Raw genomic sequence first — 11,723 nt, forward strand, 5'->3', positions numbered from 1 at the left:
AAACGCAGACCTTTGTGGATCAACGCCTTGCGTGGCACGATGAAGGTGATCTTTCATGACAAAAGCCGCCACGGAGAGTGCCCATGGACATGAAGAAAACGCTAGAAGACTTCGATGCCGCGTATAACGAGGCCTTTAATCGTGGTGACGCTGAAGGCTGCGCCGCGTTTTTTACCGAGGACATCATGCTGCTGCCCCCCGGAGAACCCATGACGCACGGCAAGGCAGCTTTTCTAGAAACTTACCGGTCTCGGATCAAAGAGAATACCGGAGGCACCCACGAAAACGAATTGATCGATTTCGAAGTCCAGGGGGATATGGCCTATCAAGTCGGGACTTATGCCATCGAAAACTCGGACCCGCCCGAGCGGGGAAAATTCGTCAACGTCCTGAAACGTCAGCCCGACGGTAGTTGGAAAGTCAAAATTTCCATCTTCAACAGTGACCTGCCATAAAGTCGCGCCCAATCGCCAGCCAAGGGTTGGGCGGCGATAGTTCTTAACTCTATTGCGTCAGCGCGACAGCAACCTCGCGCCGATTTCCTTGACGAATTTCGCTGCCACCATTGCGGTCATTCCGTAAGGATCGCGATGGGGGTTCAACTCGACAATATCCGCGCCGACAAGCTGCCCTTCGAACCGGTGGATCAGATTGATTACCTCACGCGTGCTCAGCCCGCCGGGTTCGTGATGCGACACGCCCGGCGCAAAGGCCGGGTCCAGCGCGTCCAGATCCAGTGACAGGTAAACCGGGCCGTCAAAGCGAATTTCAAGATCGGGGCGCCATGAACGCATATCGATGACCTCGACCCCGAATTTATCAGCCTGATCCTGCTGGTGCTTGTTCATGGTGCGGATACCCACCTGCACCAATCGATTGATCTTGCAGGTCTCCATCACTCGCGCGAACGGGCAACCGTGACCCAAGGGCCCAATCTGCTGGCTGTCATAAAGGTCAGGATGCGAGTCGATATGCAGGATGTTCAGCCCCTCATACCGTTCGGCATGTGCCTTGATCAGGGGATAAGCAACCGAGTGGTCCCCACCCAATGACAACAGCCGCGCACCGGTTGCGATCCGGGTGGCGGCGCCCGCTTCGATCCGGTCGATGGGTTCCTGCCCGATCATCTCGAACACATCCAAATCACCGGTATCCTTGAACCGGTCGGTCGCACCCAAATCAGTGCCATCCTCGGCGGTCAGGTTGGCAGCCCCGGAATGCAGCGCCTCGCGGATGCGGCCCGGCGCAAAGGCAGGTCCCTGCAGAAAAGACGAGTGCAAATCCAACGGCACCCCCATCAGAGCGACGTCACCAGAGTTCAGGTCGTATGGCATGGGGTACCTTTCGGGTTGGATATGTCGGCGATCTGGCCGATATCCCGCCCAAAGGTCAAGATGTTAGCGGCGCAGATAAGTCTGCCAGATCCAAATCACCAGCAAGGCGCCTAGCACAGCACCAACAAAGCCAGACAGCCAACCCGCCACGGTAATCAAAAAGCGCAGCAGGAACCCGCCCACCAGAGCGCCCACAATGCCGATCAGCATTGTGGTTGGAATATCCGCCTCGATCCGCATCAACCGGGTGGCCAGAAATCCGGCGGCAGCACCAATGACGATCAGGGCAATGACGGGCACGTTATTTTCTCCAATGCGTTGGCACGATGATCAGTGCACCGATGGAAGACAGAACTGCGTTCATACCAGGTGGGCCAAAGCTGACACCAAACATGATGCGGACAAAGTAAAACAGGAACGCCCCACCCACGCAAATGATGATCGAGGGCAGGTATCCGTTATGGGTAAACGCGGTTTTCTCGGACAGATAGCCCACGATACCGGCAATCACGACGGTGCCCATCAAGACCATGAACATCTGGTTTACTCCGAACTCAGGCGGGTTCCGGCGGCAACTGGCCAGCCCCGCAGGAAGGTTTCTGTATCCTGTGCCCCTTTACCTGCCCGTTGCAGGCGCAACAGGTCAATCGCCCCGTCGCCACAGGCCACACGCAGCGTGTCGTTCAGAACCTCTCCGGGCGTACCCTGACCTTCAGCCAATTTCGAGGCGAGCAGTTTGACCCGATCCCCTCCGATCAGAGTCCATGCGCCGGGAAAGGGTGACAGGCCGCGTATCTGGCGATCCACTTCAGCCGCCGGACGGGTCCAGTCGACCCGCGCCTCGGCCTTGTCAATTTTCGAGGCATAGGTCACGCCTTCCTCGGGCTGCGGTTCGGGCGTCAACTCGGGCAGACGGGCCAGTGCTTCAACAATCAGGTCAGCGCCCAACGGTGCAAGGCGATCATGCAACTGCGCAGTGGTTTCCTGCGGCTCAATTTCAGTGGCCTGCCGCAATAGGACGGGGCCAGTGTCCAGACCGGCTTCCATCTGCATGATACAAATGCCGGTTTCCGCATCGCCCGACATGATCGCCCGATGGATCGGAGCAGCCCCGCGCCAACGTGGCAGCAAGCTGGCATGGATGTTTAGACAACCCTGTGCCGGTGCGTCCAGAATGGGTTGTGGTAGCAGCAAACCGTAGGCCACCACTACAGCAACATCTGTGTTCAGTGCGGCAAACGCGTCCTGTTCCTCTGGCGATTTCAACGAAACTGGGTGGCGGACGTTCAGGCCCAGCGCTTCGGCCCGGGCATGTACGGGCGTCGGACGATCTTTCTTGCCCCGTCCTGCTGGACGCGGGGGCTGGCAATAGACTGCGGCGATTTCATGCCCCGCCCCAACCAGCGCATCCAGAACCGGAACCGAGAAATCAGGCGTACCCATGAAAATGACGCGCATCTCTACCCCTGTTTCTTGGCTTTGCGTAGCAACATGTCGCGTTTGACCTTACTGAGACGGTCGAAATACATCCGGCCATTCAGATGGTCGATCTGATGCTGCACGCTGGTGGCCTCGATCCCGACAAAATCGCGGCGATCGACCATACCCTGCTCGTTCAGGAACCGGACCGTCACCGCACGTGGGCGTTTCACCTTGGCCGAAACGCCGGGCAAGTTCGGGCTGGCCTCTTCATGTTCACGCAGTTCGATCGAGCTGTGCAGAATTTCGGGGTTTGCCAGACGCACCGCACGGCCCCGTTCGGTCGAGCCATCAACTACTGCCAGCCTCAACATTACGCCAATCTGCGGGGCGGCCAGGCCAACGCCAGGCATCGCCTCCATTGTGTCGATCATATCGTCCCAGATCGCGCGAACCTCTTCAGTTATCTCAGAAATATCCTCGGCCTTGGTCCGCAAACGTTTGTCGGGCCATGGCAGGCAGGTGCGAACGGTCATGCGCGGGCCTGCTCGCGTTTGAGTTTCTGCATCTTGCGGGTGATCATCTGACGTTTCAGCGGTTTGAGATAGTCGATGAACAGCTTGCCGTTCAGGTGGTCGATCTCGTGTTGAACGCAGGTTGCCCAGAGCCCATCAAACGTCTCCTGCTGCAAGTTCCCATCGCGATCCATCCACGTCACATCCACCACTTTGGGACGTGTCACCTCAGCGAATTGCTCGGGGATCGACAGGCAGCCTTCTTCATAGACGTTAGTCTCGTCCGATGAAGCGATGACCTCGGGGTTAAACATGATTAGGGGGCGCGGTGTCTCGCCTTCTTCCTTGATGCAGTCCATCACGATCAGCCTGTCCAGAACGCCGATCTGCGGTGCGGCCAGCCCGATGCCGGGCGCATCATACATCGTCTCAAGCATGTCGTCGGCCAGTTTGCGCAGCTCGTCCGACAGGTCGGTCACCGGGGCGCAGACCTTTTTCAGACGGGGGTCGGGGTGTATCAGGATATTGCGTTTCATGGGGTTGATTTAGGCCATCCCGCCCCCCGCCGCAACGCCCCCCTTGCACCTGCTGGAATTGTGGCTAGCTTTCCTCCGGACATATGGAGCAGACATGACTTTCAACGACCTGATCGACCGCCGGGGCACCAACAGCTCAAAATGGGACAAGATGGAAAAGCTGTACGGTGTTTCACCGCAGGATGGGCTGGCCATGTGGACCGCCGATTCCGACTACGCCACGGCGCCCTGCGTGATCGAGGCAGTCCGGGAAGCTGCCGATCATGGGGCCTTTGGCTATTCTTGGGAACACCCGCAATATTTGAATGCTGTTCAGTGGTGGATGCAGAACCGTCACGATTGGACAATCGACACTGATTGGGTGTTGACCGCACAAGGGTTGGGTAACGCGATTGCCCTGTCACTGGACGTCTGGACCCAGCCAGGGGATGGCGTCGTCATCTTTACCCCTGTCTATCACGAGTTTGCCTATAAGATTAATACCGCCGGGCGGCGCGTTGTTGAATGCCCGCTAGTTCGGCAGGGCGACAGCTATGGCATCGATCTTGAGGACGCACAGTCGCGGCTGGATGGATCTGAAAAGCTGTTGATGTGGTGCTCGCCACAAAACCCCTCGGGTCGGGTCTGGAACCCAGACGAATTGCGGGCCGTCGCCGCCTTTGCCGAACGTAACGGGCTGATCCTTGTGTCGGACGAAGTGCATCAGGATCTGGTCTATCCCGGTCACACATTCGTGCCGATGGATATTGCCGCGCCAGAGGCGCGCGCCTGGACTGTGACCCTGACCGCAGCCTCAAAGACGTTTAACATCGCAGGACAGCGGACCGGCAACATGATCATCCCCGATGCAAAACTGCGCGCGACCATGCGACATCGGCTGAAAACGCTGGACTATGCGCCCAGCGCCCTGGGTGTGGCTATGGTCACTGCGGCTTATTCGCCAGAGGGCGCAGCTTGGGCGGATGCACAGGTGGCGCATTTGGACGGCAACCGCAAAATGTTCGACGCTGCAATCGCCGAAATCCCCGGTCTGTGGTCGATGCCCTTGCAGGCCACCTATTTAGCTTGGGTCGATTTTTCCGGCACCGGGATGGATCACGACGAGTTTGTCCGCCGCCTGCGAGAAGACGCCAAAATCGCCACATCGTCCGGCCCTGGTTTCGGCACAGGTGGAGAGACCTTCGAACGGTTCAATCTAGCCACCCAACGCAGTCGCGTTGAAGAGGCCTGCGCCCGGTTGAAACACGCATTTGGCGATCTTCAATAAGGTCGTGCGCAGGGTCGCGCTTTTCTCCCTGCTTGCCCTTCTGACTGGTGTGGCGTGGGTTGGCTGGCATCACTTTGGTCCTCGCCCGCCTGCGCCGCCGATGGCACCACAAGCGACCCAAATCGATCACATCCTGATCGAAAAATCTGCCCGTCGGCTAACCGCGACGCTGGACGGTGCGGTCGTGATGAAGGCCGACGTGGCACTTGGATTTGAGCCCGAAGGTGACAAACAGCAGGAAGGGGACGGAAAGACTCCGGTCGGTATCTTCCAGATCGACCGGCGCAATCCGCAGAGCGCTTACCACCTTTCCCTTGGGATCAACTACCCCCTGCCCGAGGATATCTCCCGCGCCCAAAGTCAGGGAATTGATCCGGGGGGAGATATCTTCATACACGGGCAGCCAAATGCTATTGCGGGGATAACACTGTCCGGAGACTGGACCGCGGGCTGTATCGCCCTTTCAAACGCCGAAATGGCACAGCTCTGGAGCCTGACGCCAAACGGCACCGTGGTGGAAATCCGCCCCTAGTCTTTGTGCGCCAACAATGCAATCGGTGCGTCGGGTGCGCGGTAGAAGTCCAGCGGCGCCTTGTCCGCTGCGGCTGTGCTGCGCTTGAAGTCATACCGCATCTCACCAGCCTCTTCATCATCAGCGATGATCAAGCATTGATACAGGTGGCGCGCGCCGTCATAGATGTCGACCAATCCACGCAATTGCGGCGTCGTGGCGGCCTCAACCGTAAAGCCATCTTTCCACAATCTGAGGATTTTAAACGTATTGTCGTCAAACTCGACACGCAGACGGCTGGTTTTCTTCAGACCCGCGATTCGCGCCGCATCCAATTCGGCGCTTATTTCCTTTGAAACATAGGTACTCATAACAATTATTCCCCCAGTAATAGACTCTATTGTGACCGCTCAACTGTAAAAATCCAGTGAAGGCCGTCACATAGGGCTGTGGGCGTTTAAATTGTTGCCGGTAAATCATAGTCCGCCCTGTGCACAGGCGCAGAGCCTTTGCGCGGTCCCTCATGTGGGAAGGCGGTGATCTACACCCTATGTTTGCCGAAACGCACAAGCGGAGGATACGCAATGGGCTTGTTGATTGACGGCAAATGGCACGACACCTGGTATGACACCGAGTCCACTGGCGGCGCTTTCAAGCGCAGCGCCGCGCAGTTTCGCAATTGGCTGACCGCAGATGGCAGCGCAGGCCCATCCGGCAAGGGAGGTTTCAAGGCGGAACCAGACCGCTATCACCTCTATGTCAGCCATGCCTGCCCCTGGGCACACCGCACGCTGATCTTCCGCGAATTAAAGGAGCTGAGCGACCTGATCTCAGTTTCGGTGGTGCATCCTGACATGCTGGATAGGGGCTGGACCTTTGAAACAGATGACCATGGAGCGACCGGTGACACCCTTTATGGGCTCGATTACGCTCATCAGGTCTATACAAAGGCTGACCCCACCTATTCGGGTCGCGTTACCGTACCGATCCTGTGGGACAAGCAGCAACGGACCATCGTTTCGAACGAAAGTTCGGAAATTATCCGCATGTTCAACACCGCCTTTGACGGCATCACCCGCAACACCGACGATTACTGGCCCGAGGACATGCGGGGCGAGATCGAAGAGGTCAACGCCCGCATCTATTCCGACGTCAACAACGGCGTCTACAAGTCCGGCTTTGCCACCACGCAGCAGGCATATGAAGCCGCCGTGCATCCGCTGTTTGACACGCTGGATTGGCTCGAGGATCGCCTTGCCCACAACCGGTATCTGTTGGGCGATCGAGTGACCGAGGCAGATTGGCGGCTGTTCACGACCCTGATCCGGTTCGACCCGGTGTACCACCTACATTTCAAATGCAACAAGCGGCGGTTGATCGACTATCCGAACCTGTGGGCTTACACCCGCGAGCTATACCAATGGCCGGGCGTCGCGCGGACCGTGAATATGAACCACATCGTGCGCCACTATCACTATAGCCACGAGACGATCAATCCGAGCCGGATCATCCCAGTGAACCCGGTGTTGGATTACTTGGAGCCGCACGGCCGCGGTCAGCGACCCGCCGCATAGTGTTCGACCATCGCCGCCAGATCCTCTGGCGGCGTTTCACTTTGCACATAGGCACAAGCATTCGGGCTGTGGGCAAATATCGATCCATCCGAGAAAAAGGTGGTGTTGGTGACAAAGATCACCCGCGCCTCGGGGCGGCGGTAGCTGGCGAAATCGGCCACGGCCAACGCGCTGCCCGCCTCAAGCACCAGATCCAGCACGATGATTTCAAATTCCTGACCATACAATGCTAGAATCGCGGCCTCCTGCCCGGCCACCAGCGTCACTTCGGCGCCGTGCCGTTCCAGATGTCTCTTCCAGACCCGACCAAGATCGGGGTTACTCTCAACAATCAAAACATTCATTTGCAACAACCTCGGCCCAGGCAAGAGTGAATGGCGCCGACCCCCATGAATTGTGATCACGCTTATTCCTTAACAAAGTGTTAACGGCGCTGACCGAAGGCACGGATATCGCGGATTCGCTTGTGTAAACGGCAAAAATCCGCTTGAAACGGGCCGAAACAGGCGATTCCGGCGAGAAACCCCATGACAAGCCATAACAAGAATTTGAATCCGCGCGCCGCGCGCGACCATGGCGGAGGGCTGGACGGAGCCATCGCATCCTATGGCGGAAACCGTGCGGACTGGGTGGACCTGTCCACCGGGATCAACCCTTACCCCTATCCAATATCCGGGCTGATCCCCTCGGACTGGACCGAGTTGCCTGATCATGGCGCTTTTGAGCGTCTGACTGCAGCTGCGCGCCAGTTCTGGTCGATCCCAGACGGCGCAGCAATCCTACCTGCACCGGGTGCTTCGGCAGTGATCGCCCGCATTCCGGTGTTGGCCGCTCGTGGCAGGGTTCAAATCACAACGCCCACCTATAACGAACACGCAGCCGCCTTCACAGCGCAAGGCTGGACCGTTCAACCCGACGGTCCGACCGAAGCTCGCGTAATCGTGCATCCCAACAATCCTGATGGCCGTATCTGGTCCGAGGCGGATGCGAACGCCCCGTTGACTGTGATCGACGAGAGCTTTTGCGACGCTAGCCCCGAGGCATCACTAATTCATCTGGCAACACGCCCCGGAGTGATCGTGTTGAAAAGCTTTGGCAAGTTCTGGGGGTTGGCCGGGCTGCGGCTGGGGTTTGCCATCGGTCAGCCCGATCTAATCGTTCGGCTGAACGACCTGACCGGGCCGTGGTCCGTGTCTGGCCCCGCCCTGCGGATCGGAGAGCAGGCGCTGCGGGACGTTGAATGGGCCAAGACAACCCGCCAACACCTAACCACCGGCGCCGACCGGCTTGACCAGTTGCTAATCAGCAAAGGGGCTACCGTGGTCGGGGGCACCTCGCTGTTTCGTCTCTACAACGTCGACAGCGCCGCTGACTGGCAAGACCGGCTGGCCCGCGCTCATATCTGGAGCCGCGTCTTCCCCTATTCCCAAACCTTTTTGCGACTGGGCCTGCCTCCTGCGATTGGCTGGAGCCGACTAGAGGCCGCATTGTGAGCACCGCGTTTCTGCTGGTCTGCGCCATGTGTTTGGACGCCGCTTTGGGTGAGCCGGACTGGCTGTGGTCTCGCGTTCGCCACCCGGCTGTGGCGGCAGGCAACATTATCGGCTGGCTAGACAAACGTCTGAATCATGGTGCTCAGCGGCGGTTGAAAGGGGTCGCAGTGGTTATGCTGCTGGTCGTTGGTGCGTTGATCCTTGGACGTGTGCTGGCGCTGCTCGGACCCGTGATCGAGATCATCCTTTGCGCCATCCTGCTAGCGCAAAAATCACTGGTGTCGCATGTGCGCGATGTGGGCGAAGGGCTACGCAACTCGCCGGCCGAGGGCCGGTCCAAGGTCGCGATGATCGTGTCCCGAGATACTCGCGACATGACCGAAGCGCAGGTCGCCCGATCCGCGATTGAAAGCGCGGCCGAGAATCTAAGCGATGGGGTCATAGCACCTGCATTCTGGTTTCTGCTCGCCGGGCTGCCGGGACTTCTGATTTACAAGGCTATCAACACCGCTGACAGCATGATCGGCTATCGTACTGAAAAACATCGCGACTTTGGCTGGGCCGCCGCCCGTCTGGACGACGTTCTGAATCTGATCCCAGCGCGCCTGACCTGCGTGATGATCGTGGCTCTGTCCGGTCAATGGGCGTGTTGGCCTGACATGGTGGCGGATGCGCGCCGCCATATCTCTCCCAATGCAGGATGGCCCGAGGCCGCCATGGCGCGTGCCTTGAACGTGGCTCTGGCCGGTCCGCGCAGCTATGACGGGCAGGTCCGTGATCTGGCTTGGGTGAACGGCGATGCTCCGCGCGAAATCAGCGCGTCAGAGGTTTTCCGCGCATGTAATATGCTGTGGACCGTTTGGGGGCTTGCACTTGGCCTTCTGTCAGTGTGGGTTGGGGTCAGCTTTATTCTCTGACGGACCTGTCCATGCGCATTCTCTCTGGCCTTATTGCCGCCGCTCTGTTCGCCTCGCCCGCCCTTGCCCAATGCGGCGGCGGGTTCAATTCCTTCGTCAAAGGGCTAAAGGCCGAGGCTGTCCAGCAAGGATTCGACAAGTCCACTGTCAATGCGTTTTTTAAAGACGTGCAACAGGACGGAGCCGTATTGAAGGCCGACCGCGCGCAGGGTGTGTTTCAGAAACCGTTCATCGACTTCTCGCGCCACCTGATCTCACAAAACCGGATCGATAGGGGTCAGGCCATGTCGCGCAAATATGACGCGGTTTTTGACCGAATTGAACGCGAATACGGCGTCTCACGCGGGGTTCTTCTGGCGTTTTGGGCGTTCGAGACCGATTACGGCGCGTTTCAAGGCGATTTCAACACTCGCAATGCGTTGGTGACACTTGCCCACGATTGCCGCCGCCCCGAGCTGTTCCGCCCTCAGGTTTTTGCCGCCATTGAGCTTTACAGCCAAGGCAATTTCGACCCGGCCCGCACCACTGGCGCCTGGGCCGGAGAGATCGGTATGGTGCAAATGCTGCCGCGCGACATTCTGGAAAACGGTGTCGATGGGGACGGAGATGGCACGGTCTCTTTGAAAACGTCAGCCCCGGATGCGCTGATGTCGGGTGCCAAGATGCTGTCACACCTGGGCTGGCAGCCGGGTCAACCATGGCTGCAAGAGGTGATAGTGCCCGCGCAGATGGATTGGTCGTTGTCCGGCCCGGGCAAACCACGTTCGGTGGCCGACTGGCAGGCTATGGGTGTGCAGGCACGCAGCGGGTCCTTGGCTAACCTGCCCGCGTCACTAATCCTGCCGCAGGGGCACAACGGTCCGGCCTTTCTGGCCTATCCAAATTTCGACGTCTATTTCGAATGGAACCAGAGCTTTGTCTATGTTCTGACGGCGGCCTATTTCGGCACAAGGCTGGAAGGTGGTCAAATCTATGATGCCGGAAATGCAGAACAGGGGCTTTCAGGCGCGCAGATGAAACAACTGCAAAGCAAGCTGCAAGCGCGCGGTCATGACGTCGGCAAGATCGACGGAATTCTGGGTGCAGGCACGCGGGCAGCCGTGCAAGCGGAACAGGCCCGGCTTGGCTTGCCTGCTGACGCTTGGCCAACACCAGACCTGTTGAACCGTCTTTGAGTCAGGCGCCTGACTCGCACTACTGGTCTTCGAATACTGGCCGTGGCGCGCCATCCTCGTCCAATGCCACAAAGACGAAATCGGCATCCGTCACCTTCTGCGCTTTCTCGGAATATCGAGGGCGCGCCCAGGCATCGACGTGAATTCGCATGGACGTTCGTCCAACCTTGCGCAGCGTGGCATAGAGCGTCACCTCATCACCTACCTTGACCGGACGCAGGAACTGCATCGCCTCGACCGAAACCGTCGCCCCGCGCCCTTGCGAGACACGGCCGGCCATGTTCCCCGCCGCAAGGTCCATCTGCGACATCAACCAGCCCCCAAAAATATCACCCGACGGATTCGTATCGGCCGGCATCGCAACGGTACGGATAACCAAAACACCCTCGTCTTGTTGGCGGCCATGCGATCCCCGTTGCTTGCCACGGGCCAGATCATTTTCGGTTTCGTCGCTCACTAAACTGCTCCTCGTAGGGGCGTCTTCACCCGGCCTCAGATGCCGATTTCCATAATTTTAGTAGGGTTAGCCCAAATCCGAAAAGACTATGGTAAATTTCGCCGCTAAAAGATCGGCAGTGTGACAAACCCAGAAACACCCCTACTCACTCGGATCGCACCGGATAGCGATCCCCCCTTTTGATCAATCAGGATCAACCGCCCTCCGCTGCGCACGTACAGATCACACCGGCTGAACCCGTTGGGATAAGCGATACAAACGCTGCCGTCCTCGGCAATACTGTAGGTGCCAAAGGCGGATTCTCCGCTGGCATAGGTATATGTATAGGCCCCATCATCCGAAAATTTGGATTGGCCGTCGTCATAGAAGGTGAAAGTTTGTCCTGCCAATGCCCCCAATTCGTCATCGGACAGGGGTATGTCTCCGGGTTTAGTGGGCCATTCTGCGGCCAACAGCGGGTTTGCTGCCACCAGGGCTATGATCAGATATCGCGTCATGCCGCCACTTTAACCTGACAGTAAGCAA

General features: G+C 58.4%; 17 protein-coding genes. 7 read left to right on the plus strand and 10 right to left on the minus strand.

Annotated features, from left to right (window positions below; translation table 11 throughout):
* The first annotated feature begins 83 nt into the window (after positions 1–83).
* Positions 84–455 carry a YybH family protein gene (locus ACR0DT_RS22970; protein ID WP_480712996.1) on the plus strand — a complete coding sequence of 124 codons (372 nt, stop codon included), beginning with the start codon at positions 84–86 and terminating at the stop codon, positions 453–455.
* A gap of 57 nt (positions 456–512) precedes the next feature.
* Here ACR0DT_RS22970 and speB read toward each other — a convergent pair whose 3' ends face one another.
* The 6 genes from speB to def (ACR0DT_RS23000) form a co-directional block, all read right to left on the minus strand.
* Positions 513–1,334 carry an agmatinase gene (gene speB / locus ACR0DT_RS22975; RefSeq protein WP_480712997.1) on the minus strand — a complete coding sequence of 274 codons (822 nt, stop codon included), beginning with the start codon at positions 1,332–1,334 and terminating at the stop codon, positions 513–515.
* Between the two features lie 63 nt (positions 1,335–1,397).
* Positions 1,398–1,634: a GlsB/YeaQ/YmgE family stress response membrane protein gene (locus ACR0DT_RS22980; RefSeq protein WP_480712998.1), complete on the minus strand. Its 237-nt coding sequence runs from the start codon at positions 1,632–1,634 to the stop codon at positions 1,398–1,400.
* Between the two features lies 1 nt (position 1,635).
* Positions 1,636–1,872 (minus strand): hypothetical protein, encoded by a 237-nt coding sequence (locus ACR0DT_RS22985; RefSeq protein ID WP_480712999.1) that lies wholly within the window; start codon positions 1,870–1,872, stop codon positions 1,636–1,638.
* A 5-nt stretch (positions 1,873–1,877) separates the two neighbouring features.
* Positions 1,878–2,792: a methionyl-tRNA formyltransferase gene (fmt, locus tag ACR0DT_RS22990; protein ID WP_480713000.1), complete on the minus strand. Its 915-nt coding sequence runs from the start codon at positions 2,790–2,792 to the stop codon at positions 1,878–1,880.
* 2 nt (positions 2,793–2,794) lie between these two features.
* Positions 2,795–3,289 (minus strand): peptide deformylase, encoded by a 495-nt coding sequence (gene def / locus ACR0DT_RS22995; RefSeq protein WP_480713001.1) that lies wholly within the window; start codon positions 3,287–3,289, stop codon positions 2,795–2,797.
* Positions 3,286–3,804 (minus strand): peptide deformylase, encoded by a 519-nt coding sequence (gene def / locus ACR0DT_RS23000; protein ID WP_170411354.1) that lies wholly within the window; start codon positions 3,802–3,804, stop codon positions 3,286–3,288. The genes def (ACR0DT_RS22995) and def (ACR0DT_RS23000) overlap by 4 nt, the downstream gene beginning before the upstream one ends.
* Positions 3,805–3,898: 94 nt before the next feature.
* Here def (ACR0DT_RS23000) and ACR0DT_RS23005 point away from each other — a divergent pair, with 94 nt between their 5' ends.
* Together ACR0DT_RS23005 and ACR0DT_RS23010 are read left to right on the plus strand one after the other, a co-directional pair.
* Positions 3,899–5,071, plus strand: coding sequence for a MalY/PatB family protein (locus ACR0DT_RS23005; protein ID WP_480713002.1), 1,173 nt, complete (start codon positions 3,899–3,901; stop codon positions 5,069–5,071).
* Positions 5,055–5,603, plus strand: coding sequence for a L,D-transpeptidase family protein (locus tag ACR0DT_RS23010; RefSeq protein ID WP_480713003.1), 549 nt, complete (start codon positions 5,055–5,057; stop codon positions 5,601–5,603). Before ACR0DT_RS23005 ends, ACR0DT_RS23010 begins: the two co-directional genes overlap by 17 nt.
* Here ACR0DT_RS23010 and ACR0DT_RS23015 read toward each other — a convergent pair.
* Entirely contained in the window at positions 5,600–5,953 is a 354-nt protein-coding gene (locus tag ACR0DT_RS23015) for a hypothetical protein (protein ID WP_480713004.1), read from the minus strand. The two genes, ACR0DT_RS23010 and ACR0DT_RS23015, sit on opposite strands and share 4 nt — an antisense overlap.
* A 213-nt stretch (positions 5,954–6,166) precedes the next feature.
* Between ACR0DT_RS23015 and ACR0DT_RS23020 the strand changes: the two genes are divergently transcribed.
* On the plus strand, positions 6,167–7,156 hold the full coding sequence (locus tag ACR0DT_RS23020; protein WP_480713005.1) for a glutathione S-transferase family protein: 990 nt from the start codon (positions 6,167–6,169) through the stop codon (positions 7,154–7,156).
* Here ACR0DT_RS23020 and ACR0DT_RS23025 read toward each other — a convergent pair.
* Positions 7,138–7,500, minus strand: a complete 363-nt coding sequence (locus ACR0DT_RS23025) for a response regulator transcription factor (RefSeq protein WP_480713006.1) — start codon at positions 7,498–7,500, stop codon at positions 7,138–7,140. The genes ACR0DT_RS23020 and ACR0DT_RS23025 overlap by 19 nt on opposite strands.
* A gap of 183 nt (positions 7,501–7,683) precedes the next feature.
* Between ACR0DT_RS23025 and ACR0DT_RS23030 the strand changes: the two genes are divergently transcribed.
* Genes ACR0DT_RS23030 through ACR0DT_RS23040 form a run of 3 tightly spaced genes read left to right on the plus strand, consistent with a single transcriptional unit; the run spans position 7,684 to position 10,741 of the window.
* On the plus strand, positions 7,684–8,649 hold the full coding sequence (locus ACR0DT_RS23030) for a threonine-phosphate decarboxylase (RefSeq protein WP_480713007.1): 966 nt from the start codon (positions 7,684–7,686) through the stop codon (positions 8,647–8,649).
* A complete protein-coding gene (cbiB, locus tag ACR0DT_RS23035; RefSeq protein ID WP_480713008.1) occupies positions 8,646–9,566 on the plus strand; it encodes an adenosylcobinamide-phosphate synthase CbiB in 921 nt (306 codons plus the stop codon). Before ACR0DT_RS23030 ends, cbiB begins: the two co-directional genes overlap by 4 nt.
* 11 nt (positions 9,567–9,577) lie before the next feature.
* The gene (locus ACR0DT_RS23040) at positions 9,578–10,741 is read left to right on the plus strand and encodes a lytic murein transglycosylase (protein WP_480713009.1); all 1,164 of its coding nucleotides are present in this window, start codon (positions 9,578–9,580) and stop codon (positions 10,739–10,741) included.
* 19 nt (positions 10,742–10,760) lie between these two features.
* Here the strand turns inward: ACR0DT_RS23040 and ACR0DT_RS23045 are convergent, their stop codons facing one another.
* Positions 10,761–11,099, minus strand: coding sequence for an acyl-CoA thioesterase (locus tag ACR0DT_RS23045; protein ID WP_480713046.1), 339 nt, complete (start codon positions 11,097–11,099; stop codon positions 10,761–10,763).
* Between the two features lie 203 nt (positions 11,100–11,302).
* Positions 11,303–11,695: a hypothetical protein gene (locus ACR0DT_RS23050; RefSeq protein WP_480713010.1), complete on the minus strand. Its 393-nt coding sequence runs from the start codon at positions 11,693–11,695 to the stop codon at positions 11,303–11,305.
* Positions 11,696–11,723: the final 28 nt, after the last annotated feature.

The organism is Ruegeria sp. BI11 (genome assembly GCF_056538005.1).

What these genes read in the sequence shown, in the direction of transcription:
- ACR0DT_RS23005 (WP_480713002.1), top strand. Translation starts at nt 3,899, where the DNA reads ATGACTTTCAACGACCTGATCGACCGCCGGGGCACCAACAGCTCAAAA.
- ACR0DT_RS23030 (WP_480713007.1), top strand. Translation starts at nt 7,684, where the DNA reads ATGACAAGCCATAACAAGAATTTGAATCCGCGCGCCGCGCGCGACCAT.
- ACR0DT_RS22985 (WP_480712999.1), bottom strand. Translation starts at nt 1,872, where the DNA reads ATGTTCATGGTCTTGATGGGCACCGTCGTGATTGCCGGTATCGTGGGC.
- def (WP_170411354.1), bottom strand. Translation starts at nt 3,804, where the DNA reads ATGAAACGCAATATCCTGATACACCCCGACCCCCGTCTGAAAAAGGTC.
- def (WP_480713001.1), bottom strand. Translation starts at nt 3,289, where the DNA reads ATGACCGTTCGCACCTGCCTGCCATGGCCCGACAAACGTTTGCGGACC.
- ACR0DT_RS23020 (WP_480713005.1), top strand. Translation starts at nt 6,167, where the DNA reads ATGGGCTTGTTGATTGACGGCAAATGGCACGACACCTGGTATGACACC.
- ACR0DT_RS23045 (WP_480713046.1), bottom strand. Translation starts at nt 11,099, where the DNA reads ATGCCGGCCGATACGAATCCGTCGGGTGATATTTTTGGGGGCTGGTTG.
- ACR0DT_RS23015 (WP_480713004.1), bottom strand. Translation starts at nt 5,953, where the DNA reads ATGAGTACCTATGTTTCAAAGGAAATAAGCGCCGAATTGGATGCGGCG.
- fmt (WP_480713000.1), bottom strand. Translation starts at nt 2,792, where the DNA reads ATGCGCGTCATTTTCATGGGTACGCCTGATTTCTCGGTTCCGGTTCTG.
- speB (WP_480712997.1), bottom strand. Translation starts at nt 1,334, where the DNA reads ATGCCATACGACCTGAACTCTGGTGACGTCGCTCTGATGGGGGTGCCG.
- ACR0DT_RS23025 (WP_480713006.1), bottom strand. Translation starts at nt 7,500, where the DNA reads ATGAATGTTTTGATTGTTGAGAGTAACCCCGATCTTGGTCGGGTCTGG.
- ACR0DT_RS23050 (WP_480713010.1), bottom strand. Translation starts at nt 11,695, where the DNA reads ATGACGCGATATCTGATCATAGCCCTGGTGGCAGCAAACCCGCTGTTG.
- ACR0DT_RS23040 (WP_480713009.1), top strand. Translation starts at nt 9,578, where the DNA reads ATGCGCATTCTCTCTGGCCTTATTGCCGCCGCTCTGTTCGCCTCGCCC.
- ACR0DT_RS22970 (WP_480712996.1), top strand. Translation starts at nt 84, where the DNA reads ATGGACATGAAGAAAACGCTAGAAGACTTCGATGCCGCGTATAACGAG.